The sequence below is a fragment of the [Mycobacterium] stephanolepidis genome (assembly GCF_002356335.1).
GTDB classification, from domain to species: Bacteria; Actinomycetota; Actinomycetes; order Mycobacteriales; family Mycobacteriaceae; genus Mycobacterium; species Mycobacterium stephanolepidis.
In genome coordinates this window covers 3,344,403-3,368,617 of sequence record NZ_AP018165.1, presented here as the reverse complement: position 1 = coordinate 3,368,617, position 24,215 = coordinate 3,344,403, and the positions used below count along the sequence as shown (strand labels likewise).

The 24,215-nt window shown below is 64.1% G+C and carries 25 protein-coding genes; 11 read left to right on the top strand and 14 right to left on the bottom strand.

The annotated features are described in order from the left end of the window. Nucleotides 1–24: 24 nt before the first annotated feature. On the bottom strand, nt 25–879 hold the full coding sequence (locus MSTE_RS16690) for an SDR family oxidoreductase (protein ID WP_096502851.1): 855 nt from the start codon (nt 877–879) through the stop codon (nt 25–27). A gap of 186 nt (nt 880–1,065) precedes the next feature. Here MSTE_RS16690 and nrdF point away from each other — a divergent pair, with 186 nt between their 5' ends. Next, nucleotides 1,066–2,028 (top strand): class 1b ribonucleoside-diphosphate reductase subunit beta, encoded by a 963-nt coding sequence (nrdF, locus tag MSTE_RS16685; protein WP_096506014.1) that lies wholly within the window; start codon nt 1,066–1,068, stop codon nt 2,026–2,028. A gap of 122 nt (nt 2,029–2,150) precedes the next feature. Then, complete coding sequence (locus tag MSTE_RS16680; RefSeq protein WP_096502849.1) at nt 2,151–2,480, top strand: DUF3349 domain-containing protein; 330 nt, start codon at nt 2,151–2,153, stop codon at nt 2,478–2,480. On the opposite strand, the gene MSTE_RS16675 is transcribed toward MSTE_RS16680, so the two are convergent. The 6 genes from MSTE_RS16675 to MSTE_RS16650 form a co-directional block, all read right to left on the bottom strand. Then, entirely contained in the window at nt 2,481–3,002 is a 522-nt protein-coding gene (locus MSTE_RS16675) for a hypothetical protein (RefSeq protein ID WP_096502847.1), read from the bottom strand. A gap of 10 nt (nt 3,003–3,012) precedes the next feature. Continuing rightward, complete coding sequence (locus tag MSTE_RS16670; RefSeq protein ID WP_096502845.1) at nt 3,013–4,464, bottom strand: LLM class flavin-dependent oxidoreductase; 1,452 nt, start codon at nt 4,462–4,464, stop codon at nt 3,013–3,015. 56 nt (nt 4,465–4,520) lie between these two features. After that, complete coding sequence (locus MSTE_RS16665) at nt 4,521–5,561, bottom strand: NAD(P)-dependent alcohol dehydrogenase (RefSeq protein WP_096502843.1); 1,041 nt, start codon at nt 5,559–5,561, stop codon at nt 4,521–4,523. Between the two features lie 45 nt (nt 5,562–5,606). After that, nucleotides 5,607–7,502, bottom strand: a complete 1,896-nt coding sequence (locus tag MSTE_RS16660; protein WP_096502841.1) for an ABC transporter ATP-binding protein/permease — start codon at nt 7,500–7,502, stop codon at nt 5,607–5,609. Nucleotides 7,503–7,633: 131 nt separating this feature from the next. Further along, nucleotides 7,634–8,464, bottom strand: coding sequence for an EamA family transporter (locus MSTE_RS16655; RefSeq protein ID WP_408645923.1), 831 nt, complete (start codon nt 8,462–8,464; stop codon nt 7,634–7,636). Nucleotides 8,465–8,502: 38 nt separating this feature from the next. Beyond that, nucleotides 8,503–9,075 (bottom strand): TetR/AcrR family transcriptional regulator, encoded by a 573-nt coding sequence (locus tag MSTE_RS16650; RefSeq protein ID WP_096502837.1) that lies wholly within the window; start codon nt 9,073–9,075, stop codon nt 8,503–8,505. A gap of 36 nt (nt 9,076–9,111) precedes the next feature. Here MSTE_RS16650 and MSTE_RS16645 point away from each other — a divergent pair, with 36 nt between their 5' ends. Next, complete coding sequence (locus MSTE_RS16645; RefSeq protein ID WP_096502835.1) at nt 9,112–9,528, top strand: hypothetical protein; 417 nt, start codon at nt 9,112–9,114, stop codon at nt 9,526–9,528. Nucleotides 9,529–9,534: 6 nt separating this feature from the next. Here MSTE_RS16645 and MSTE_RS16640 read toward each other — a convergent pair whose 3' ends face one another. From MSTE_RS16640 to MSTE_RS16625, 4 genes are all read right to left on the bottom strand, one after another. Continuing rightward, on the bottom strand, nt 9,535–10,008 hold the full coding sequence (locus MSTE_RS16640) for an SRPBCC family protein (RefSeq protein WP_096502833.1): 474 nt from the start codon (nt 10,006–10,008) through the stop codon (nt 9,535–9,537). A 135-nt stretch (nt 10,009–10,143) separates the two neighbouring features. After that, a complete protein-coding gene (locus MSTE_RS16635; RefSeq protein ID WP_096502831.1) occupies nt 10,144–10,656 on the bottom strand; it encodes a nitroreductase/quinone reductase family protein in 513 nt (170 codons plus the stop codon). Further along, nucleotides 10,653–10,931: a YciI family protein gene (locus MSTE_RS16630; protein WP_078359166.1), complete on the bottom strand. Its 279-nt coding sequence runs from the start codon at nt 10,929–10,931 to the stop codon at nt 10,653–10,655. Before MSTE_RS16630 ends, MSTE_RS16635 begins: the two co-directional genes overlap by 4 nt. A 51-nt stretch (nt 10,932–10,982) precedes the next feature. Further along, nucleotides 10,983–12,056, bottom strand: a complete 1,074-nt coding sequence (locus MSTE_RS16625; RefSeq protein WP_193442105.1) for an ABC transporter substrate-binding protein — start codon at nt 12,054–12,056, stop codon at nt 10,983–10,985. A gap of 170 nt (nt 12,057–12,226) precedes the next feature. Between MSTE_RS16625 and ctaD the strand changes: the two genes are divergently transcribed. Further along, nucleotides 12,227–13,924 carry an aa3-type cytochrome oxidase subunit I gene (gene ctaD / locus MSTE_RS16620; protein ID WP_096502829.1) on the top strand — a complete coding sequence of 566 codons (1,698 nt, stop codon included), beginning with the start codon at nt 12,227–12,229 and terminating at the stop codon, nt 13,922–13,924. A gap of 18 nt (nt 13,925–13,942) precedes the next feature. Beyond that, complete coding sequence (gene serB / locus MSTE_RS16615; RefSeq protein WP_030097115.1) at nt 13,943–15,178, top strand: phosphoserine phosphatase SerB; 1,236 nt, start codon at nt 13,943–13,945, stop codon at nt 15,176–15,178. 18 nt (nt 15,179–15,196) lie between these two features. Here serB and yczR read toward each other — a convergent pair whose 3' ends face one another. Continuing rightward, a complete protein-coding gene (gene yczR, locus MSTE_RS16610; RefSeq protein WP_096502827.1) occupies nt 15,197–16,645 on the bottom strand; it encodes a MocR-like transcription factor YczR in 1,449 nt (482 codons plus the stop codon). Nucleotides 16,646–16,707: 62 nt separating this feature from the next. Here yczR and yczE point away from each other — a divergent pair, with 62 nt between their 5' ends. Continuing rightward, nucleotides 16,708–17,397, top strand: a complete 690-nt coding sequence (gene yczE, locus MSTE_RS16605) for a membrane protein YczE (protein WP_096502825.1) — start codon at nt 16,708–16,710, stop codon at nt 17,395–17,397. Here yczE and MSTE_RS16600 read toward each other — a convergent pair. Further along, a complete protein-coding gene (locus MSTE_RS16600; protein ID WP_096502823.1) occupies nt 17,379–18,125 on the bottom strand; it encodes a helix-turn-helix transcriptional regulator in 747 nt (248 codons plus the stop codon). The two genes, yczE and MSTE_RS16600, sit on opposite strands and share 19 nt — an antisense overlap. A 120-nt stretch (nt 18,126–18,245) precedes the next feature. Between MSTE_RS16600 and MSTE_RS16595 the strand changes: the two genes are divergently transcribed. From MSTE_RS16595 to MSTE_RS16575, 5 genes are read left to right on the top strand one after another with little or no spacing between them, the layout of a single operon-like run. Next, nucleotides 18,246–19,091 carry an ABC transporter ATP-binding protein gene (locus MSTE_RS16595; protein ID WP_162291670.1) on the top strand — a complete coding sequence of 282 codons (846 nt, stop codon included), beginning with the start codon at nt 18,246–18,248 and terminating at the stop codon, nt 19,089–19,091. After that, nucleotides 19,091–19,924 carry an NUDIX hydrolase gene (locus MSTE_RS16590; RefSeq protein ID WP_096502821.1) on the top strand — a complete coding sequence of 278 codons (834 nt, stop codon included), beginning with the start codon at nt 19,091–19,093 and terminating at the stop codon, nt 19,922–19,924. Before MSTE_RS16595 ends, MSTE_RS16590 begins: the two co-directional genes overlap by 1 nt. Then, on the top strand, nt 19,921–20,715 hold the full coding sequence (locus MSTE_RS16585) for an enoyl-CoA hydratase (RefSeq protein WP_096502819.1): 795 nt from the start codon (nt 19,921–19,923) through the stop codon (nt 20,713–20,715). The genes MSTE_RS16590 and MSTE_RS16585 overlap by 4 nt, the downstream gene beginning before the upstream one ends. A 21-nt stretch (nt 20,716–20,736) precedes the next feature. Then, nucleotides 20,737–21,702 carry a class I SAM-dependent methyltransferase gene (locus MSTE_RS16580; RefSeq protein ID WP_046254311.1) on the top strand — a complete coding sequence of 322 codons (966 nt, stop codon included), beginning with the start codon at nt 20,737–20,739 and terminating at the stop codon, nt 21,700–21,702. A gap of 18 nt (nt 21,703–21,720) precedes the next feature. Next, the gene (locus MSTE_RS16575; protein WP_096502817.1) at nt 21,721–22,914 is read left to right on the top strand and encodes a THUMP-like domain-containing protein; all 1,194 of its coding nucleotides are present in this window, start codon (nt 21,721–21,723) and stop codon (nt 22,912–22,914) included. On the opposite strand, the gene MSTE_RS16570 is transcribed toward MSTE_RS16575, so the two are convergent. After that, complete coding sequence (locus MSTE_RS16570) at nt 22,868–24,160, bottom strand: PQQ-binding-like beta-propeller repeat protein (protein ID WP_096502815.1); 1,293 nt, start codon at nt 24,158–24,160, stop codon at nt 22,868–22,870. The genes MSTE_RS16575 and MSTE_RS16570 overlap by 47 nt on opposite strands. Nucleotides 24,161–24,215: the final 55 nt, after the last annotated feature.

The window sequence follows — 24,215 nt, the reverse complement described above, 5'->3', positions numbered from 1 at the left end:
AAATAGTAAGGGCCGACAGCGCGGCTATCCGCCGTCGGGTTTGGTCACACCCAGGCTCGAACCGGCACGGTTCTCGTACGCGCTGCGTGCGTTGGTGTCGATATCGAGGAACACGCGATCGGTTCCGGTCTTTTTGCTCATGAACCGGCGGACCTTGGTGGGCAGGGAATTGACGATCGTGGTCACGGTGCCGAGTGGCTTCGGGACAGTGACCTGGACGCGCGGTTTCTCGATGATGCGCACCACAGCCGCGGCGATGTCTTCGGGTTCGACGGGTTTCTGGGCACCGGTCGAATCGGTGCCCGTGATCAATTCGGTGTTGGTGAAGGTCGGTAGTACGGCGCTGACCTGGACCCCTTGTGGCTCGAACTCGTCGCTCAGCGCGCGGGACAGCCCGACAACGCCGAACTTGGACGCGTTGTAGACCGCCATGCCGGGGGCCGCCATCAAACCGGCGACCGAGGCGATGTTGACGATCTGTCCGCCGCGCCGCGCCGCCATCTCGGGAAGGGCCAGGCGACAACCATTGATCACGCCGTACAGATTCACCTCCAGCATCGACCGGATCGCGCCGTCGCTCGTGGACAGGAACGGTCCGATCGGCATGACGCCCGCGTTGTTGATGAGCACGTCGACCGGTCCGCCGGCACCGGCGGCCTCAAGAAAACGCTTGAACGAGGCGGGGTCGGTCACATCCACGGGGTGGGCGTCGACGTTTCCTTCTTCTTTGAGGCCCTCGACCGCGGCTCCGAGCGCCTCGACATCACGGTCGCCGATCACCACCCGCGCGCCCCGGCGCAGTAGTGCGGTGGCGGTGGCGTATCCGATACCGCGCGCGGCACCGGTGATGGCGATGTTCTTGCCCGTGATTTTGTCCATGACCACGGACTTTACACGTGTCAAGTTTGTGTCACTGGAAATTCTGCCGAATGAGTTCGACACGCTTAACCACAACACGTTGTGTTGCGCCGCGATGTCGGCCCCCAGGGGTAGTGTCTCTTCCACAGTCAGCGAATCCCGCGAATCTGTTCGACGTTCTCCAGGAGTGGTCTCGTGAGTGAAAAACTGAAGCTGGTCAGCCGCGTCTCGGCGATCAACTGGAACCGGGTTCCCGATGAGAAGGATGCCGAGGTCTGGGACCGGCTCACCGGCAACTTCTGGCTTCCCGAAAAGGTGCCGGTATCTAACGACATCCCGTCGTGGAACACCCTGACCGATTTCGAAAAACAGTTGACTATGCGGGTTTTCACGGGCCTGACGCTGCTGGACACCATTCAGGGCACCGTGGGCGCGGTCAGCCTGATCCCCGATGCGATCACTCCGCACGAGGAAGCGGTGTACACCAACATCGCGTTCATGGAGTCGGTGCACGCCAAGAGCTACAGCTCCATCTTCTCGACGCTGTGCTCCACGCGCGAGATCGATGACGCGTTCCGCTGGTCGGAGGAGAACCCGAACCTGCAACGCAAGGCCGAGATCGTCATGGAGTACTACCGGGGCGACGAGCCGCTCAAGCGCAAGGTTGCCTCGACCTTGCTGGAGAGCTTCCTGTTCTACTCCGGCTTCTACCTTCCGATGTACTGGTCGAGTCGCGCCAAGCTCACCAACACCGCCGACATGATCCGCCTCATCATTCGCGACGAGGCGGTGCACGGGTACTACATCGGCTACAAGTTCCAGAAGGGTCTGGAGCGCGCCGATGAGGCCACCCGCTCCGAGATCAAGGAGTACACCTACGACCTGCTCTACGAGCTGTACGAGAACGAAACCGATTACACCGAAGATCTTTACGACGAGGTCGGGCTCACCGAGGACGTCAAGAAGTTCCTACGCTACAACGCCAACAAGGCCCTGATGAACCTGGGTTATGAGGCCCTCTTCCCGCGCGAGGAGACCGACGTGAACCCGGCGATCCTGTCGGCGCTGTCGCCCAACGCCGACGAGAACCACGACTTCTTCTCCGGGTCCGGTTCTTCGTACGTCATCGGCAAGGCCGTGAACACCGAAGACGAGGACTGGGACTTCTAGGTCGTTCTGCTGCTGAACAGTCCCTCGATGGCGGGGGACTGTTCGCCGAGAACAAATGAACGGCCGGTGAACTGTACTGATGTCACCTCGCGCTGTGAACCTGCTGCAGGGACACTATTAGCGTGACGAGCACATCGATTATCGGTTCGATCGTTTCCTGGCTGTCGGCGGGATACCCCGAGGGAGTACCCCCTACAGATCGGTTTCCGCTGCTTGCGCTGCTGCGCCGCACGCTGACCGAAGAGCAGGTCAAGGAAGTCGTCGCCAAGCTGACCGCCCCCGAGTCGTCCGCACAGATCGACGGTGTGGTGAGTCAGGACGAGATCGAGAAGTTCATCACGGACGTGACGAAGGATGAGCCGACCGCTCAAGACATTTCGCGGGTGGCCTCGCGCTTGGCGGCCGGTGGCTGGCCGCTGGCCGGCGTGGACTCCACCGCGCTCAACGCGTAACTAGAACGCCCAGTTGCGTTCTGGGCTCAGTACGAATCCGTGTGTACCGCGGAGATCGTCCACCAAACATGCCGTGGTCTTGGGCGCTGGCGTGGCGCACGTCAACGTGGTTTGGCTGCCGTCGTCATTGTGCACTGGGGCGGCTATGCGTACTTGGCGATTGCCGGGTAGTACTGGGACACGGGATAAGTCGGGGTTGCCCTGAGATTCGCCCGCTGTCGCAGGGGTGCCGTTGTTCCGCGCATAGCTACCCAGATCCAGTTGCGCCGACCCGGAGCCCTTAGGTCCGATGCAGGTCCACTGAAAGTACGGGTTCCATCCGGCGCTTTCACACAAAACGCAATCGGGTGTCGCGAACCGATAGACCTTGACACTGAAGTACTGCCGGGACTCGACGGTGGGGAGCCCACTGATATCGGGGAAGCCCGAGGGCGGTTCGGCGGCAGCGGAACCAGCGCTAACGGTCGTCGCGCACAGCAGCGCGACCGAGGCGCACACACTCAGCGCGACGCGGCTCTTCATACACGGAAATCTACCGCCCGCGTGTAGGTGCCGGTGCGGTGGAACCCGACGACGAGGGGACGGTCGACGGACGATCGATGATCGTCGACAGTGGTCCGCCGATCCGGTACTTGGCGCCTCGGTGCTCGTCGGGGAGACGATCACCCTTGCCCAGCAGCTTGTGGCGCAATGTCCCTGGTGCGTACTCGTTTTGGTAGGCACCACGTTCGGTCAGCACCGGAGCGACGTACTCGATGAAGTCCTCGAAGGTGCCCGGGGTGATCGCATAGGCCAGGTTGAAGCCGTCGACATCGGTTTCCTCCACCCATTCCTGCAGGATGTCGGCGACCTCGGCGCCCGAGCCGACGACGCGCGGTCCCATGCCGCCGATCTCACCCCACTCGGCGATATCGCGCACCTTCCACTCCCTGCCATCATCGGTGGCGGACTGGAACGCCGCCACTGCCGACAGAATCGCGTTGGAGTCCACGTTTCCGATGGGTTCGTCCAGTCCGTAGCGGGCCAGATCCACGCCCATCCAGCCGGACATGAACACCAGCGCTCCCTCGGCGCTGCCATAGCTCAGCAGCTCGCGGTGCTTGGCGTGCGCCGCTTCGGAGTTCTCGCCGGTGACCACGGTGGTGAGGTTGAAGATCTTGGCGGAGTAGGGGTCTCGCCCGGCGAGCTCCAGCTCGCGGCGAATGGTGGTGACCGTCTGGCGTAGCAGCTCCTTGGTGGGGGCCGCGGTGAACACGGCCTCGGCGTTCTCGGCGGCGAAGCGCACCCCGCGCGGTGAGGATCCCGCCTGGTAGATCACCGGGGTCCGCTGCGGCGACGGTTCCACCAGGTGCACCCCGGGGACGGTGAAATGTGTTCCCTCATGGCCGATGTGGTGCACCTTGTCGGGGTCGGTGAAGACGCCACGTGCGGCATCGCGGACGACGGCGTCGTCCTCCCAGGAGCCCTCCCATAGCTTGTAGAGCACCTCCAGGTACTCGTCGGCGTGGTCGTAGCGGGCATCGTGCGCAGGCTGGTCGGTCTGTCCCATGTTGCGCGCCGCGGCGGGTAGATACCCCGTGACCACATTCCATCCGACCCTGCCACCGGTGAGGTGATCGAGGGTGGATAGCCTGCGCGCGAACGGATATGGGTGTTCGAATCCGGTACCCGTGGTGACTCCGAAGCCAAGATGTTCGGTGACAAGGGCCATCGCCGAGACCAGGAGCAGGGGATCGGCGACCGGTATCTGCGCCGCCTGGCGGATGGCGGCCTCGTCGCTGGCGTCGTAGATGTCGTAGGTGCCGAGTACATCGGCGATGAACAGTCCGTCGAAGCGGCCGCGCTCGAGGAGCTTGGCCAGATTTGTCCAGTAGGAAAGATCCTTGTACCGCCAGGACTGGTCGTCGGGGTGCCTCCATAGGCCGGGGGATTGGTGCGCAACACAATTCATGTCGAACGCATTGAAACGGATGACGCGGGTCATCCCCTCAGCATCGGCACCCCGACGACATCAGTCACCGGTTGTACTCGGGATGAAACTTACAAAGTGGCGGTGTCGATGACGAACCGGTACCGCACATCGCTGGCCACGACGCGCTCGTAGGCCTCGTTGATGTAGCTGGCGTCAATGACTTCGATCTCTGAGCCGATGCCGTGCTTGGCGCAGAAGTCAAGCATCTCTTGGGTTTCCGGGATGCCGCCGATCAAGGAACCGGAAATGCTGCGCCGGTTGGTCAGCAGCGGGAAGCCGGGGACCTCGATAGGGTTCTCCGGCAGCCCCAATTCCACCAGGGTGCCGTCGACACCCAGCAGACCCAGGTACTTGCCCATGTCCAGGTTCGAGGACACGGTGTTGAGAATCAGGTCGAAGCTGCTACGCAGTGACTTGAAGGTGTCCGGGTCGGCGGTGGCGTAGTAGTGGCTGGCGCCTAAACGCAGGCCGTCTTCCATCTTCTTGAGTGACTGGCTCAGCACCGTCACCTCGGCGCCCATCGCTTTGCCGAGCTTGACGGCCATATGGCCGAGGCCGCCAAGTCCGACGACAGCAACGCGCTTGCCGGGGCCTGCGTTCCAGTGCCGCAAGGGAGAGAAGGTGGTGATGCCCGCGCACAGCAGTGGCGCGGCCGCGTCCAGCGGCAGGCTGTCCGGGATGCGCAGCACATAGTTCTCGTCGACGACGATGGCCTGGCTGTATCCGCCCTGGGTCTGGGTGCCGTCGCGATCCTTGGCGCCGTAGGTGCCCACCATGCCGCGTTCGCAGAACTGCTCCAGTCCGGCGAGGCAGCTCGAACACTCACGGCACGAGTTGACGAAACAACCGACGCCGGCATGGTCGCCCGGCTTGAATTTGGTGACTTCGGAGCCGACCTCGGTGATGACACCGGCGATCTCGTGACCGGGGACGATGGGGTAGTTGGCGCGGCCCCACTCGTCGCGGACGGTGTGGATATCGGAGTGACAGATACCGGCGAACTTGATGTCGATGAAGACATCGTGGGGCCCTACTTCGCGCCGTTCGATCGTGGTGGGAACCAGGGGGTCCTTACCGGAAACGGCGGCATAAGCCGACACGGTGACCATATATGCATCCTTTTGCGATAGTTAACATTGCTACCGATTAAAAGCCTACTCGGCCCCGCTTATTCCTGTCCCAATGGGAGAGAGCGCCCAGCGGCCCTCGCCCACCAGTTGCAGTTTCTGGTCGTGGTGCTGATCGATGGTGCTGCGATGGCCGACGCTGACGAGTGTGCAGTTGGGTACCTCGGCGCGAAGAAGGCGATAAAGCGTGAACTCCAGCCCCTCATCGAGCGAGGACGTGGACTCATCCATGAACACGGCCTTGGGTTTGAGGAGCAGCACCCGGGCGAACGCGATACGTTGCTGCTCACCGGGAGAGAGCACCTTGATCCAATCGGATTCCTCGTCGAGCCGGTCGGACAGATGGCCAAGTGCCACCTTGTCGAGCGTGGTGCGCAGTTCCTCGTCGGTGAAGGTACTGGCAGGTGCGGGGTAACTCACCGCCTCGCGCAGATCTCCCAGCGGGAGGTACGGCAGCTGCGAGAGGAATAACGTCTCGTGTTCGCCGCCGGGGCGCGTCCAGTCGCCATCGGTGTAGGGCCACAACCCGGCCAATGAGCGCAGCAGTGTGGTCTTTCCTCCGCCTGAGGGCCCCTTGATCAGCAGCGCATCGCCCGCGTCAAGGCTTAGGTTGAGGTCGTCGATCAGACTGTCGCCATTGGGTTTACGGACGTAGATGTTGTGTAGCGTGACGCCGTCTTCTTGATCTCCTGGCTCGAGCATGGGCAGCTCGCGCGACTGTGCGTTCGCGTGTAGCAAGCCGTCCAGGCGCATGACGGTGGCGCGGTAGGCGGCAAAGTTGTCGTAGGCGTTCCGGAAGAACGACAGGGAGGTTTGCAGTTGGCCGGCGGCGCTGGCGCTCTGGCTTACGTCGCCGTAGGTGATCTGCCCGGCGATCAGTCGCGGAACCTGGAGGACGGAGTTAAAGACCGCTGCGGTTTGCGATACCGCGAAGTTCCAGCCGGTGAAGCCCATGCTCCGGTAAACGAGCTGCCAGAAGTTGTCGATGATTCCGTCGAAGCGGCCCTTGAGTTGTTTGGCCTCGGCCTTCTCGCCGCGGTAGAAGGCCACGGCTTCCGATGTGTCTCGCAGGCGTACCAGTGCGTAACGGAACATGGCGTTGAGGCGTTCGTTGAGGAAGTACCTGCGGATCAACGGGCGACCGATCCGGAAAGCGATCAAGGTCGTCACGATCACGTAGATGTAGGTAAGAAAGACGAGGGCTCTCGGCATTTCGTATCCGAAGATGTTGAGCGGACCCGACAGACCCCACAGGATGATGGTGAACGACGGTAGCGAGATGCACGCGTTCACGGCGCCGAATGCCAGGTGTAGCGAAGAACTTTGGAGCTGCTCGGGCGCGACCGACATGGCGACAAAGTTGTTGATATCAGCCTGGATTCGCTGATCCGGGTTGTCGATGGTGTTGTCGATGAAGCGGGACCGGTAGAAGGCGCGCTTGGAGAGCCAGTCGGCGGTGATGCGCTCGGTGAGCCACACACGCCACCGAATGATGAATGCCTGCAATAGATACAGGTCGGTGACCACCAGTGCGATGTTGATCCCCGCCAGAAGGCAGAACCGGCGGATGTTGAGCCAGAAGAATGCCTTGGCATCCGACATTCCGCTGCCATCGCGCGCCAACGCCTGGACGATGTACTGAATCGATGCCGACATGTCGTTGTAGTAGTAAGTGAATACCACTGACAGGCGGACATTCACCACCACCGAGAGCAGCACAAGGGCCAAGAGGATCAAGCCGCCCCGGCCGTCGCGGCTGGTGAAATACAGACCGGTAATGCGCCAGAATTGCCGACCCCATTGCGTGAACCGGATGATCAAGAATGCGACGGTGAGGAAAACGACCATGGTGACCGGCCACACCCAGCCGATCCATATCAGCGATCGCCATACCTCCGTGCCCCAGTCGGTCGCCGTCTTCATCGATCAATGTCCTCCGAATCAGTCACTATCCAGTTGACCGCGGAGTGTACGGGCACATGCTGAGCACGTCCTGACAAGCGCCAAGAGTGAACTGCTAGACGATGGGTCTTGTACGCCCGGTGCCGGGCGGATCACAATGCCGTTGGGGTGTCCTTCGGGTCTTCCTCTCGGCGCGCAGCCACCGCCACCACGATTGCCGCGATGCCCAAAAGTTCTGGTGTGCTGGGAATCTGGTGCATGACAAGTACACCGATCGCGGTCGCGGAGAGTGGGAGAAGCGCCAGGAGTACCGCGAAGTGGCTTCGTCCCGCCCGCCGCAGGATCACCTGATCTAGGCCGTAGGGGATGACGTTGGAGAGCACACCCATCAGTAGCCCCAGGACGAGGACGTGAACGACGGGTACCTGACCGTGGATGCCAGCGATGCCCACAGCCAGGGCCGGGGCGGTCACGATCATCGCGACCGTGAAGCCCACCGCTAGTGAGTCTGCTGGGTTGCCCTGCAGCGCAACACGTTTTCCAAGCACGATGTATCCGGCCCAGAACAACGCGGCCAGCAGTGCGAAGGCCATTCCCACGGGCTCGGCGGAAAGCTGTACATCGGCTATCAGGACCACGCCGACGAGCGCGGCCAGTACCGTGAATCCGTCTCGAAGGGACCGTGATCCTGCGGCGGCCACGGCGATCGGCCCAAGAAATTCGATCGCCACCGCGGTGCCCAACGGCAGCCGGTCGATGGCCAGATAGAACGACATGTTCATCAGCGCGGTGACCACGCCAAAGCCACCGGCCCACCACAATGCCCGGCCCCGCCAGGCCGCGCCCGCGGGCCGGGCGATGGCGAGGAACACGAGCGCCGCACCGCATATCCGCAGCCAGGCCACGCTCACCGGATCGAGCCAGCGGAACAGGCTGATTCCGGCCGCCGCCCCGATGTACAGGGAGGTGCCGCTGACGAGCATGAGTGCTGGCGCGGTGAGCCGGTGGTGCCCGGGTTCAGTCACCGCGAAGCCAAGAGCGTGCGGACCGCATCCGCCAGATCTTCTTCGAGCCACGTGGGCAGGGTGGGCATGTGGCGGCGTACTGCGGCATAGGGCAAGTCCACCACGGCCCGCGTCAGTCGGTCGCGTGAGCGCGCATCGGTGCGGCCGTAGATGGCTCGCGTCAGATTCCGCACTGAGGTGAACAGTGGCTCGTTCATCTCGTCCAGCGTGGAACCCGCGTCGGCCCCCAGGACGTCGGCACTGCGCAGGGACAGTAGCAATCGGGCGTCCTCGGGGTATGCACGCGCGAAGGCTGGCACCGAAAGGGCAAGTGCCACCGCAATTTCAACGGGATGGGCGGAGGTGTGTAGTGCATGGAGAGCGTGCTGGTGAAAGCGCTCAACCGCACGTAGCCATGTTGCCGACATGATGGCCTCGCGGTTGCCGAAGCGGTGATTGAGCGTACCCGGTGGTGCACCCGAGGCTTCCGCTATCGCCGCGATGGTCGCGGCACGGGGGCCGCCGTCGAGCAGCAGCGATCGCACCGCGTCGAGGATGGCATCGCTGGTGTGTTTGCGTTCGGGAGCCATCTGGAATATTTGTCCTAATTCTGGTAAATCTGGGATATGGAACATCTATCCTATATTGACGAGCATGCGATTCGTATCGACGCGCCGCGGGGGCAGGTGTGGGAGAGTCTGCGGCGCTACGTCGACGCGGTCTTACGATCCGCCGAGCGCAATCCGCTCGGCGTTGTATTGGGTACTCGTCCGCGTGCGGGCTTCGCGGTCGACCGCATCGATCCCGAACAACGCCTGAGTTTAACTGGGCAGCATCGTTTTTCGCGCTACGAGCTGGTGTTTCAGCTCGATGATGCCGGCGACGGCGCTACCCGTCTGCGTGCGCTGACGTACGCGGACTTTCCCGGCTTGCGCGGCTCGATCTACCGCGCGCTGGTGATCGGCACTCGCGGACACGTGTTGGCGACCAATCACGTGCTGCGCTCGGTGAAACGGTGCGCCGTCGATGCGGGTTCGCGTTGAACTCGGCTACGAATTCAGTTCTCGTCGTGCCGATTCCTCGGCAAGCGCTCGCTGGAAGCTCCGGACGAATCCGACCTGAGTCTTCTTGAGCTGACGTTCCAGCAGACCCGGCAACCGGATCTTGAGATCCAGGGAGATGTCGGCAGTCAGCCGGGATTCGGGCTCGTCGGGGATGACGGTGAACCGGCTGATGTTGTGGCGCAGGGTTCTGCTCTCCAGCAGCGTGAGCCGGCAGCCATCGGGATACCACTCGTACTCGGTCAGGGAATCGTCGGAGATTCCGAGCGTGGAGCTCACCGTTCGCACCAGTCGTGGTGAGCCGTCGTCAAATGATTCGACGACGGTCATGGTGCTGGTGACCGGTGGCCACGTCGGCAGATGTGGCCGTAGCCAACTGTCGACGGACTCGACGTCCTTGAGTACCTCAAGGACGGTTTCCGGCCGGGCTGCGACGGTGATGTCTAAGCGTTCCTGGATCACGTTCCATCCTTCCGCGGACTGCGGGGAACGTTAGCCCAATATCAGCGTAAATGGGGGCCTTTGTGACAAGTTGATTGTAAATTACCAGTTCAGAACCGGTACTGAAGGTACGGATACTACCTGTAACGGATAGCTTTACGGGGTGCGTTCGAGGGTGAAAACCCTGATCTCGCGTCCGGTGCGGCCCTTGTACGCGGAGTACACCTCGAGCATCGCCTCGAAGCGCCGGTAGTAGTCGTCGCGCTCGGCGCCCTGGGCAAGGGTCGCGATCACGTCGAATGTCTGGCCGGCCAGTGTCACCTTGGCCCGCGGGTCGGCGAGGAGGTTCGTGGTCCAAGCGGGGTGCTTCTCCTGGCCGAAATTACTGCCCACCAGCGTGATTCGGTCACCATCGTGCAGATAGAGCAGCGGAGAGACCCGAGGCTGGCCAGACTTGCGACCCGTCGTGGTCAGCAGCAGCGTCGACAAGCCCAGCGGACCCAGCACGGTGTACCGGCTGCCCGTGCGCTCCATAACCGCCCGGTCCAATGGCGTCAGTTTCCGAATGGTCCACGAACCCGGTTTGGTGGCGGCGAACTTGGCCGCGACCCGCGATAGCGCACTGTCCGGATTACCCCAGCGATTCTCAGGAAAACCCTTGTCGCTCACGGGATTATCTCCGCTTTGCGGCCCGCGTTGAAACCGATTCGGGTGTATTCGGCGACCCCGGCCGTGGTGTAGGGGTCGGCGGCGATCAGGGCCTCGGCGTCCTGCGCGCTGATATCGCCGGTGACCAGCACGCCGCCGGTGCCGGCCTCGTTACGGCCACTGATCAGCAGGTTGCCTGCCGCGATCTCGCCATCGAGCCACTCCAGGTGTGCGGGGCGGACGCCGTCCACGACATCGAGAGGTTGGGTATAGGTCAGCTGCAGTACGTGGTACATGCCGGGAGCGTAACGCGTACAGCGGCGGGCGCGGGCGGGGCGACCGGGGATCTAGTTGATAGGGCGGTTGACGAACTGCAAGTCATCGAGAATCCCGCGCGCCGCGACAATTCCGTCCCCGGTCTGCCAGATCTCGTTGTTGACCGCGAACACGCGGTGGTCGCGGGTGGCGCCGAGCGCCATCCACGGCTTGGTGCCGAAAATCCGAGCGGCGCGATCCTTGGCCGACGAGCTGGTGAACGAGACGTAGACGATGTCGCCCTCGGCCGCCGAGAAGTCGTCGGTGTCGATCTCGATGAAGGGGGTATCGCTAAACCGTTGGGTGGCAGGACGATCCAATCCCGCGGTGGCGAGCACCGATGCCGGGAAGTTGTTGGCGCCGTACACCCGCACCGTCTGATCGGTGAACTGGACGATCGAGGCCTGGAAGTGCGCGGCGTCATTCTCGCGGCCCACCTTCTTGGCGGCGTCGACGAAATCCGACCACAGCTTGTCGGTCTCGGCGGTCCGTCGGGTCGCCTTACCCACCAGCCGGACGTGCTCGGCCAGATCGTGTCCCGACACGATCACGGTGGGAGCGACGGCGCTCAGGTCGAGGTAGGAGTTCTGTTCGCCGTTGGAGCTCAGGATGAGATCGGGTTTGGCGGCGCCGATCTTGGCCAGGTCTGGAGATGCGATCGGGCCGATCGACGGCAGGTTGTGGACCGTCGTGCCCAGGTATGACGGGGGAGAGGTCGCGCGGTCAGCCAGCGCGACTCCGACGATGCGATCCTGCAGTCCCAGCGCACACAGCGTGTCGATGGCGCCGGCGTCAAGGACCACGATCCGCTTGGGGTCCTCGGGTACTTCGGTCTCGCCCTGCGCGTGCCGCACCTCGCGTGGCGCGGCCGGGTCGAGGGCCGCCGGATCCTTGGCGCAGGACTCGTCGGGCTTGCGTTCGTTACCCAGCACACCCGCGCCGGCGATCCTCGTTGTACTGGTGACCATGGTGCTCGCGGTCTCGTTGGTGGGTTTCTCGGTACAGCCGGACACCGTCGCCGTCACCAGTGCCGCTGATATCACGGCAGCGCCCCAGAACCTCGCTGTCTGCACCCGGTTGAACTTACCGCGCGGGGTCACGAACACCCGGGTAGGACCGCGATGGGGCCCGGCGACCACGTCCGCGCGGATGGTAATCAACCCTAAGTACGACTCTCTGTAGGACCCGCTCCGCGATCGGGGGTGGCGCGGGCTAGGATTCACCCCAGACATGCAGTCACTGGAACGACTGCGCGCTACGAGGAATCGGAGGAGCCGTGACCGCCGAAGCACCCCCCATTGGTGGATTGCAGGCCAGCCGCCCGTTCCCGCCCCGCACGGGCGCGCGGGGCACTCTGATCTATCGCTTGATCACGACCACCGATCACAAGCTGATCGGCATCATGTACTTGGTCGCGTGCTTCGCGTTCTTCCTCATCGGCGGCTTGATGGCGCTGTTCATGCGCGCCGAGCTGGCCGTGCCCGGTCTGCAGTTCCTGTCCAACGAGCAGTTCAACCAGCTGTTCACCATGCACGGCACCGTGATGCTGCTGTTCTACGCGACGCCCATCGTGTTCGGCTTCGCGAACGTGGTGCTGCCGTTGCAGATCGGCGCCCCCGACGTCGCCTTCCCGCGTTTGAACGCCTTCTCTTTCTGGCTGTTCCTGTTCGGCGCCCTGATCGGTATCGCGGGTTTCATCACCCCCGGTGGCGCCGCCGACTTCGGCTGGACCGCCTACACCCCGCTGACCGACGCCATCCACTCACCGGGTGCCGGTGCTGACCTGTGGATCATGGGTCTGGCCGTCGGTGGTCTGGGCACCATCCTGGGTGCGGTCAACATGATCACCACCGTGGTGTGTATGCGCGCCCCCGGTATGACCATGTTCCGGATGCCGATCTTCACCTGGAACATCTTGGTGACCAGCGTGCTGGTGCTGCTGGCCTTCCCGCTGCTGACCGCCGCGCTGTTCGGTCTGGCGGCCGACCGCCACCTCGGTGCACACGTCTTCGATCCCGCCAACGGTGGTGTCCTGCTGTGGCAGCACCTGTTCTGGTTCTTCGGACACCCCGAGGTGTACATCATCGCGCTGCCGTTCTTCGGCATCGTCTCGGAGATCTTCCCGGTGTTCAGCCGCAAGCCGATCTTCGGTTACACCACGCTGATCTACGCGACGCTCGGTATCGCGGCGCTGTCCATCGCGGTGTGGGCGCACCACATGTACGCCACCGGCGCCGTGCTGCTGCCGTTCTTCTCGTTCATGACGTTCCTGATCGCCGTCCCGACGGGTATCAAGTTCTTCAACTGGATCGGCACGATGTGGAAGGGCCAGCTGACCTTCGAAACCCCGATGATCTTCTCGGTGGGCTTCCTGGTGACCTTCCTCTTCGGTGGTCTGACCGGCGTGCTGCTGGCCATGCCCCCGGTCGACTTCCACGTCACCGACTCGTACTTCGTGATCGCGCACTTCCACTACGTGCTCTTCGGAACCATCGTGTTCGCGACCTACGCCGGTATCTACTTCTGGTTCCCGAAGATGACCGGTCGCCTGCTAGACGAGCGCCTCGGCAAGTTCCACTTCTGGCTGACCTTCATCGGGTTCCACTCCACGTTCCTGGTGCAGCACTGGCTGGGTAACCAGGGCATGCCGCGTCGCTACGCCGACTACCTGCCCACCGACGGCTTCACCTTCCTGAACTCGTTCTCGACGGTCGGTGCCTTCATCCTCGGCGCCTCGACCCTGCCGTTCCTGTGGAACGTGTTCAAGAGCTACCGGTACGGCGAGGTTGTCACGGTCGACGATCCGTGGGGCTACGGCAACTCCCTGGAGTGGGCCACCAGCTGCCCGCCGCCGCGGCACAACTTCTCCGAGCTGCCCCGAATCCGTTCGGAGCGCCCGGCATTCGAGCTGCACTACCCGCACATGTCCGAGCGCATGCGCGCTGAGGCACATGTGGGTGGCGGCCATAAATAACGGCCGCGATACGCAGCTGTGAGTGACCGCGTCACGGTTCTGATCACCGTCACCGGGGCCGATAAACCCGGCGTCACCTCGGTGCTTATGGGGGTACTGTCCCGCCACGGTGTCGAGCTGCTGAATGTCGAACAGGTTGTCATTCGCGGCAAGCTAACGCTCGGCGTCCTCGTCAAGGCACAGGGTCGCAGCGAGGCTGTTGAGGCGCTGCAGGACGAGCTCGAAGAGGCAATGCACACCCTCGGATTCGACGTTGACGTCGAATTCGGCGGGGATAGTTCGGTGATCAAAGATCCGTCGACCCACACCATCGTGGTGCTCGGGCGACCGGTCACGGCGCGCGCTTTCGGCGCGGTCGCCCGCGGGCTGGCCGGCCTCGGTATCAACATCGACCTCATCCGGGGTATCGCCGACTACCCGGTGACTGGCCTGGAACTGCGCGTCACCGTCCCGCAAGCTCAGTTGACCGATGTCGACCTGCACACCGCGATGGCCCAGGTGGCCGCCGACGAGCCGGTGGATATCGCCGTCGAGCACAGCAGCCTGGACCGGCGGGCCAAGCGGCTCATCGTTTTTGACGTGGATTCGACCCTTGTCCAGGGTGAGGTCATTGAGATGCTGGCAGACCGGGCCGGCGCGCGTGAGCAAGTCGCCGCGATCACCGAGGCCGCCATGCGTGGGGAACTCGACTTCGCCGAGTCGCTGCATCAGCGGGTTGCCACACTTGCAGGCCTTCCCGAGTCGGTGCTCGACGATGTCGCCGACGAGTTGGTACTCACGCCGGGCGCGCGTACCACCATCCGGACTCTGCGTCGGCTGGGGTACTCCTGCGGTGTGGTGTCGGGCGGATTCCGTCAGGTGATCGAGCCGCTGGCCCACGAACTGGCTCTGGACTTCGTGGCGGCCAATGTCTTGGAGATCGTGGATGGCAAGCTCACCGGACGCGTGATCGGGGAGGTGGTCGACCGCCCCGGCAAGGCCAAGGCATTGCGCCAATTCGCTTATGAGGCAGGCGTTCCGCTGGCACAAACGGTGGCCGTCGGAGACGGTGCGAACGATATCGACATGCTTTCGGCGGCCGGGCTCGGCGTGGCCTTCAATGCCAAACCCGCGCTGCGGAAGGTGGCCGATGCGTCGGTGAGTCAGCCGTATCTGGATGTGGTGCTCTTCATCCTCGGTATCACCCGCGCCGAAATCGAGGCGGCCGACGCCGTCGACGGTGGCGTGCGTCGCGTCGATATTCCGGACGACTAGCCGCTGCCGGATCGGGTCTCAGCCCACCATCGCCGAGTCGGAAAGCGGCAGCGCACCGGTCACTGTGTGCCAGGCCTGGGCCAGCAGCTCCACACCGCGTATCAACTGATCGTCGTGCTGAGTGAAGGGCACTCGCACGAATCGTTCCAGCGAGCCGCCGACGCCGAACCGTGGGCCGGCGGCGATACGGACCCCGAGGCGCGCGGCCGCGGCGGCGAGCGCGGTACTCATCGGGGCGGGCAACCGGGCCCAGATGCATAGTCCGCCTTCGGCTTCCTGTAGCTCCCAATCGGGGAGCCGACGACGCAGCTCGGCTACCACCAGGGCGCGCCGTGCGCGCAGGGTCGCCCGTTGCACGGCCTCGACCTCGTCCGCGTGTTCCAGGAGTTCGGCGGCGGCCAACTGCTCCAGGATCGGCGTGCCGGTGTCCATAGCGGAGCGCACTGCCGCGAGCCGGGCGACGGTGGTGCGGTCAGCGCGGACCCAGCCGACGCGCATGCCGCCCCAGAACGACTTCGACATCGACCCGATGGTGACCACCAGATCGGGCCGCGCCACCAGCGAGGCCATCGGCGCGGGGGTCGAGGCCTCATGCCAGGCGCCGACAAGTGACTCATCGACAATGGTGCGGGTTCGGGTCTGGGAGATGATGTCTGCCAATGCCTTTCGCTGCGCAAGTGGCATGGTGAGACCGGTGGGGTTGTGGTTGTCCAGCACCAGATAGGCCAGGTTGGGGGCTGTTTGGCGGATGGTGGTCTCCATGCCGGTCATATCCCAACCGGATTCGCGCTCGTGCGTGTGCATCGGTACCGGAACCGGACGTCCGCCACGCTGGGTGATCGCGTCGAGTGCGCCGTGGTACGTCGGCTGCTCCACCAGGACCCGGTCGCCGGGCTCCACGAAGGCGCCGAGGAGCAGGGCGATGGCCTGTTGGGCGCCGCAGGTCACCATGATCTGATCCTCGGTGGTGGGCAGCCCGCGTCGTGAGAAGTGCTCGGCGATACGGGGGCGCAGTTCCGGAATGCCCACCAGCTCATGACCGATCCCCCGGAGATGGGTCGGCAGTTTGGTCAGGGCCACCTGGTAGGCGTCCAGTACCGCGGCCGCTGGTGCTGCGGTGGCGGCATTTTGCAGGTCGATCATCGGGGTCGCTAATCCCGTTGTGGCCGAAGGTGATCGGTCGGGGCCGGGCAGGGCGGTAGTGCTGCGCGCGCCCTGGCGGCCGCGCAGATATCCGCTTTCGCGCAGTTCTGCGTACGCGGCGGTGACGGTGGTACGGCTGACATACAGGGCACTTGCCAATGCTCGTTCGCTGGGGATGCGGGCCCCCAGGGGCAGCCGTCCGTCGATGACGAGAAGTCGGATCGCATCCGCCAACGCTCCGTAGGCGGGTCCGGCAGACCCCGCCGTGCGCCATTGGCCGAGGTGACGGGCCAGGGTGTCTGCAACGACCACACGATCGGACATAAAAGCCAGTGTGACTCAACTGGCTATTGAAAGACAAGCCAGTTGGCCGAGAAAATCGTCCGGTGACCGGGAAATGGATTGGATGGAGTGCGCGCGGTACAGCGCTGTTGGTGGGTCTGTACCTGTACGGGGTCTCGATGGCGCTGATGGTGCGGGCGGGTCTCGGGCTGGACCCGTGGGACGTGTTCCATCAGGGGCTCTCTCTGCGCACCGGAATGAGCATCGGACTGGCCTCGGCGGTGACCGGTGTCGTGGTGCTTCTCGCGTGGATTCCGTTGCGTAACAAGCCTGGTGTGGGGACGATCGCCAACATTGTCGTCATCGCGGTTGCCGTCGATTCCACATTGGCCTGGCTGCCGGCGCCATCGGCGATGGCCGTGCGAGTGGCATTTCTGGTCGGCGGCGTGCTGCTGAACGCGATTGCCACGGTTCTCTACGTCGGTGCCGGGCTGGGACCCGGGCCCCGTGATGGACTGACAACTGGACTGGTTCATCGCACCGGCCGGTCCGTGCGGCTGATCAGGACCACCATCGAGGTCATCGTGGTGGGGACGGGCTGGCTGCTCGGCGGGAACGTCGGGGCGGGCACCGTGCTCTACGCGCTGGGCATCGGCCCCCTCATTCAGGTGGTGTTGCGGCTGCTGCCCCGGCGGCTGCTGGCGGTCAGCGGCTGGGGCGTGGTGTTGAGCACCCAGCGCGAGAACGCCGCGTGTGCGGAGCCGTCGAATTCACCTCAGGACGTAGCGGCCTGACGGTGTCGGTCGAGTGATTCGGCATCGGTAAGCAGCTGATTGCGAATCGCTTCCGGGAGGTCGAGCAGTTTGGATGTCAACTCGGCCACCGATGGGTTCTGGGCGAGTTCAAGGGTGGTCAGATCAGCATCCAGCTCGTCTGCGTAGCCACTATCTGTGAAGTAACGGACATCGATGCGGAAAGCGTGCGCGATGCTCTCCAGCGCCTGTAGGGAGGGCCGCCCTCGCTGCCCGTTGCGCAACTGCGACAGATAAGGCGCGGAGACCACGGTGCCTCCCGTGCGCATGAATATAAGAAATTCGCTGTTGGAGTACGGTCCGCGGCCCGGAGTGTGCAGCACCGCGAACACCCGGTTAAGTCTGGCGACGAATTCGTCTTGTGATCGGGGGTCCTTGAATGGGTAGAGGGCATTGCGGTTGCTCTCAGCCGAAGAATCGAGTTTTGATGTGCGACTATCTTCCACACTGTCCGATCCTTGAATTCGCCGGTTGGCGTCGATCAAGCGGCCGAGAGCCGTCGTATCGCGACGCAGCTGAGACTGGAAGGCGTCGACTCGGCGACGCCACGCCTTGAGGTCATCCCATACCCATGATCGATCCTCGCCATGAGCTGCACGTTGCTGTATGCGACATGCCTCGGCATCAAGCTGTGCGATCAGTCGATGGTTAGCAAGCCCGATGTTGTGCACCGTGTCCAGGTAGGGATCCGGATCAAGATCGTTTGTCATATGGTTGCCTAGAATTCCTTCCGAGCTTGCTGACGTATCGATGAGGATACGCGATCGAGGTCTCGGCGCATGGTCGGGACGGCTCGCGAGATGGCTCCCGCTCGCCGCATGTCGGGCTCGATGCGGCACGATGGCTCCGTGGCCGAAATTGATCCGGACCTTCTGCTCGATTTCCGCGATGTGCTGCTGCGCCGCAATCGCAAGGTGTTGGTAGGCCCGGTCACCTGGTCGGTTGAACTTGACGAACGGTGGGTGATTCTCGGCCCCAACGGTGCCGGGAAGACGTCGTTGCTGCGGATCGCGGCGGCCATGGAGCACCCGTCATCGGGTGAGGCCGCCATCCTCGGCGAGCGGTTGGGCCGTGTCGATGTTTCCGAGCTCAAGGCGCGAATCGGCCTGAGTTCGGCCGCGCTTGCGCAACGGATACCGGATGACGAAGTGGTCCGTGACCTGGTGGTATCGGCCGGCTATGCGGTGCTGGGGCGCTGGCGCGAGGAGTATGAGGAGATCGACACGGCGCGTGCCATCGACATGCTCGAGACGCTGGGCGCCGAGCATCTGGCAGAACGCACGTACGGGACACTCTCCGAGGGAGAGCGCAAAAGGGTGCTCATCGCGCGTGCGCTCATGACCGATCCCGAGTTGCTGCTCCTCGACGAGCCGGCGGCCGGACTGGACCTGGGTGGGCGTGAGGAACTCGTGGCCCGGTTGGGTGAGCTTGCCGCCGATCCGGATGCGCCCGCGATGGTTTTGGTGACTCACCACGTGGAGGAGATCCCGCCTGGTTTCAGTCACGCGTTGTTGCTGTCCGAGGGAGGGATTGTCGCTCAGGGTCTGTTGGCGGACGTGATGACCAGCGAGAATTTGTCCCGCGCGTTCGGGCAGTCGATCGTGGTTGAGATGATCGACGGGCGTTACTTCGCGCGACGTGCCCGGCCCCGCGCCGCACATTCCAGGAGGCAGTAGTGACACCTACCCCCAACGATCCAGCGCAGCCGAAGCCCGCGGCGACTGTCGTACTCATACGTGACGGCGCCGTCGGTGTCGAGGCGTTTCTGATGCGTCGCGATAACGCCATGGCCTTCGCCGGGGGAATGACGGTCTTCCCGGGCGGCGGGGTGGACTCGCGGGATCTGCGTGCTGATGTGCCGTGGGTGGGCCCAGATGTCACGTGGTGGGCCGAACAATTCGGCGTGACACCCGAACTGGCATCGGCACTGGTGTGCGCGGCCGCGCGCGAGACCTTCGAGGAGTGCGGTGTGCTGTTCGCGGGCACCTCGGATACCTCGATAGTCGAGGACGCGGCCGTCTATCACCAGGCGCGCAGGGATCTGTCGGACAAGTCGCTGTCCTTTGCGGAGTTCCTGCAGCGTGAGGGCTTGCTTCTGCGGGCAGACCTACTGCGGCCGTGGGCCAACTGGATCACCCCGGAGGCAGAACCGCGTCGCTATGACACCTTTTTCTTCGTCGCGGCATTGCCCTCGGGGCAGGATGCCGACGGAGACAACACCGAAGCTGTTGCCTCGGGATGGCAGACCCCCGGGGCTGCGATCTCGGCCTTTACCGAGCGGCGCAGCTTCCTGCTTCCGCCGACCTGGTCCCAGCTGGACGCCGTGTCCTCGTCCGGTGCGACGGTGGCGGACGTGCTGGCCTCTGTACGGGAGATCGCGCCGATCATGCCGATTTTGACCGAGCAGGACGGCCGATGGTTCGTCCAATTCGCCGACGTGGACCGTTATGAGGCGGCCCGGCAGGGCGCCGTGGAGATCCCCGAGGTGACCGGGACGGAGCTGACATGACCGAGCCCGAGTTCGTGTCGGTGCGCACCGCGCCCGAGTACCCCGGCATTGGCACCATCGCACTGTCGCGTCCGCCCACCAATGCCCTTACCCGCCAGATGTACCGAGAACTGGCGCTGGCTGCCGCCGAGGTGAACGCACGCGAGGACATCCGGGTCGTCATTGTTTACGGCGGACACGAAATCTTTTGCACCGGTGATGATTTGACTGAACTATCGGAGTTGACCGCCGAGGAGATGTCGCGCAGCGCCGGTGATCGGCAGGCCGCGTTGACCGCGGTGGCAGAGCTGGCAAAACCAACGATCGCCGCGATCACGGGGTACGCCTTGGGCAGTGGCCTGGAGCTGGCGCTGGCGGCCGATTGGCGGATCGCCGGGGACAACGCCAAGGTCGGTTCGCCCGAGATTCTGGCGGGCATGATCCCGGGTGGCGGCGGGACGGTGCGGTTGGCGCGCGTTGTGGGGCTGAGCCGGGCCAAGGAAATGGTGTTCAGTGGCCGCCTGGTTGGCGCCAAAGAGGCCCTGCGGATGGGGCTCTTGGACCAGATGGTGGCACCCGACGACGTCTACACCGAGGCAGCAGCCTGGGCTCAGCGCTTTGTCGACGGGCCGCCCTTGGCGCTCGCCGCTGCCAAACAGGCCATCGACCACGGCTTCGACAGCCCATTGGCCGGGGGACTGGACAGAGAACGCGAGCTGTTTTGCCAGGTGTTCGCGACACAGGACCGCGCGGACGGGGTGGCCGCTCAGCTGGAGATCGGCCCGGGGACGGCCCGGTTCAGGGGAGCCTAACCAGGCGTTAGGCTGACGGCCATGACGGAGATTTCGGAGCCGACGACCAAGGCCACTGCGGAGCAGGTCGCTGCTGCTTTTGAGGACAACAAACTCGCCCAGATCCTGTACCACGACTGGGAGGCAGAGACCTACGACGAGAAGTGGTCCATCTCCTACGACCAGCGCTGCATCGACTACGCGCGCGGCCGGTTCGATGCCATCGTGCCCGTCGAGGACCAGCGCGAGCTGCCCTACGACCGTGCCCTGGAGCTGGGTTGTGGCACCGGCTTCTTCCTGTTGAATCTGATGCAGTCAGGCGTTGCGCGCCGTGGCTCGGTCACCGATCTGTCGCCGGGCATGGTCAAGGTCGCCACGCGTACCGGCAAGGAGCTGGGTCTGGACGTCGACGGCCGGGTCGCCGATGCCGAGCGGATTCCGTACGACGACAACACCTTCGATTTAGTGGTGGGCCATGCCGTGCTGCACCACATTCCCGATGTCGAGTTGTCGCTGCGTGAGGTGCTGCGGGTGCTCAAGCCAGGTGGGCGGTTCATCTTCGCCGGAGAGCCCACCACGGTCGGCAACCTCTACGCCCGTGCGCTGGCGAATCTGACGTGGAAGGCCACAGTCCAGGCGATGAAGCTGCCCGGATTGGAGAGCTGGCGGCGTCCGCAGGAGGAGCTCGATGAGAACTCCCGCGCTGCCGCCCTCGAATGGGTGGTTGACCTGCACACCTTTGATCCTGCCGACCTGGAGAAGATGGCCACCAACGCCGGTGCCGTTGCGGTGCGGACGGCCAGTGAGGAATTCACCGCTGCCATGCTGGGCTGGCCCGTGCGTACGTTCGAGTCGACGGTGCCGCCCGGCAAGTTGGGCTGGGGCTGGGCGAAGTTCGCGTTCGGCGGTTGGAAGGCGCTCAGCTGGGTGGACGAGAACGTATGGCGTCACGTGGTGCCGAAGGGCTGGTACTACAACGTGATGATCACCGGGCTCAAGTCCTCGTAATCCCTCGAGTTCCCGCAGGTGTTCGAGCCCTCCGACGTTGCATATCTGTCCTCGGAGGCGGGCAGTGCGGATCTCGTGCGGGCATCGGCGTACACGTTCTCTGCGGGCACCCTGGTGGCCGATACGGCGGCTCTGCGTACCGAATTCGGTGACCGCGCCGCAGTTTTGGCGCAGACGGTGCAGCTGCGCCGTAAGGCGGCGGCCAAGCTGGATGACGTGCGGGACTGGCTGTTCACCGATGACGCGCTACAGCAGGCGACACCTGCTGCAGTGGCGCGGCATCGCGCTGAGCGGCTGGCCGATCGGGTAGTTCACGATGTCACCTGTTCGGTCGGGGCCGAGCTGGCCGCCCTCGACGGCGTCGCCGCGACGGTCATCGGCAGCGATATCGATCCGGTGAGAACGGCGATGGCACGTCACAACATTGGCAAGCGGGTTCTGATCTGTCGGGCGGATGCGCTGGCACCGTCCAGTCGCGCCGACGTGGTGGTTGCAGATCCGGGACGCCGCTCCGGCGGGCGCCGGCGGTTCGATCCTTCGGCATACTCGCCGCCCCTGGACCTGGTGCTGCGGACATACGCAGATCGCGATCTGGTCGTCAAATGTGCTCCGGGACTGGACTTCACCGATCTACGGGAACAGACCGGATTCGATGGTGAGATCGAGGTTGTCTCCTTCGACGGCGGCGTTCGGGAGGCGTGTCTGTGGTCGGCGGGGTTGGCACGGGCGCGTAGGCGCGCCACGGTGCTCTCGACGGCCGGCGACGGCTTCCAGCTGACAGATGTCGATCCCGATGACTGTGGGCTCGCCGAGGCGGGCGAGTGGATCATCGACCCCGATGGTGCGGTGGTGCGTGCGGGCCTGGTGCGACAATATGCCGCGCGACATGGGTTGTGGCAGTTGGATCCCCGCATCGCGTACCTGTCGGGGGATTCGGTGCCCGCAGGTGTGCAGGGCTACCGGGTGCTCGACGCGCTGGCGTACAGCGAGAAACGGCTGCGCCAGGCGCTCGCCGCACGAGACTGCGGTTCTGTCGAGATCACCGTGCGCGGGGTAGACGTCGACCCCGCGGTGCTGCGCACCAGGATGAAGTTACGAGGCGCTGTGGCGCTCTCGGTCGTCATCACCCGGATAGGAAGTGACGCAAGAGCATTCGTCTGTGAGGCTAGGTCCCCGGGCGGAACCCGTACACCTGGCCCTCGCTCAGCGTGACGATCACGCGCTGATCCGGTCCGATCGAGATGCCGACCGGGACGCCGGCGGCATCGGGTAGCGGATAGCGGTTGATGGTGGCTCCGTCCGGGGTGTTGAACACCACCAGCGCCAGCCCCTTGTCTCCGTCCTTGACCACGGTATAGCCGACGTTTCCGGCGGCCTGGCTCGACGTCGAGAGCGGAACGAGGTCATCGCGGCGCCAGGTGATTTCACCCTTGCTGCCGAAGTCTTTGATGGCCATCAGGGTGGCCTTGTCGCCGGTTCCGGCGATGATGGTTCCGTCTGGTGCGACGGAGGGCGGTGTCACGGCGTTGAAGCCCAAGGGCACTGACCATTTCTGGCTGCCATCAAAGGTATGCATCGCGTGGAGCGAACCCTTGCGGTCATTGATGTAGACCGTTTCGCCATCCCGAGACATCACCGGGGAGCCGATCACGCCTTCGTCAATGATCTTGTTGGCCCACTTGTGTTTCAGGGTGATGTGGCCGTCGGCGTCGTACGTGATTCCCAGCAGCACGGGTACCGGTTTTCCTGGCTGCCACAGCGTGGTGACGATGGTGCCGGTTTCCGGGTCGTAGGCGGGGGAGGCGGATACCGGGCATTGGGGTCCCGCCGCTTGGCAGTCACCCAGGCCGCGCCGCGGATCGGTCGGATCGACACCTTCGAGCAGATCCATGGGGGTGCCCACGACCTCACCGCGCTGCGCGTTGAAGATCAGTATCTGACCGAGGTGCGTGACGATGAGGAGCCGTCCGGGCTCGACGATCTTAGGTGTGGTGGGTGCGCCGATTACGGGCTTGCGCCACCGGATCCACTGGGTGGGGGGAAACGACACCACGGCGCCGGGCTGACCCATGTAGATGTTGTTGTAGCCGTCGGCGAGCGGTCCGGACCATGGGCTGCCGGTGATCATCCGGGTGCACCAGCGCTGGCGCGCGGCCTTGTTGTTCTCCCACTCCATGAGCGTGCAACCGGCAGGGGTGTCGGCACTGACCGCGATGAAGTTGTCGATGCCGATTGCCGCGGCACTGCCTATCTGGCCCTTGGTGTTCCGGCTCCACTCCAGGGTCAGTTCGCGAGCGCCCTCGGTGGGCGTGTAGCTGCTGTTGTGCGCGTCGGCGTAGCTGGCGGACCAGCCGGGCGCCGCCTTGATGTTGATCCAGGAATCATCGCCGGAACATCCGGTGACGGTGAGGAGTGTCGCAAGAACCATGCTCGCGAGTACTCGTGCTCGGGAAAGCACGGTGAGACACTCCTCTCTTAGGGGGCGGTCCGGCCCATCGCAGGGTAGCGTGCGC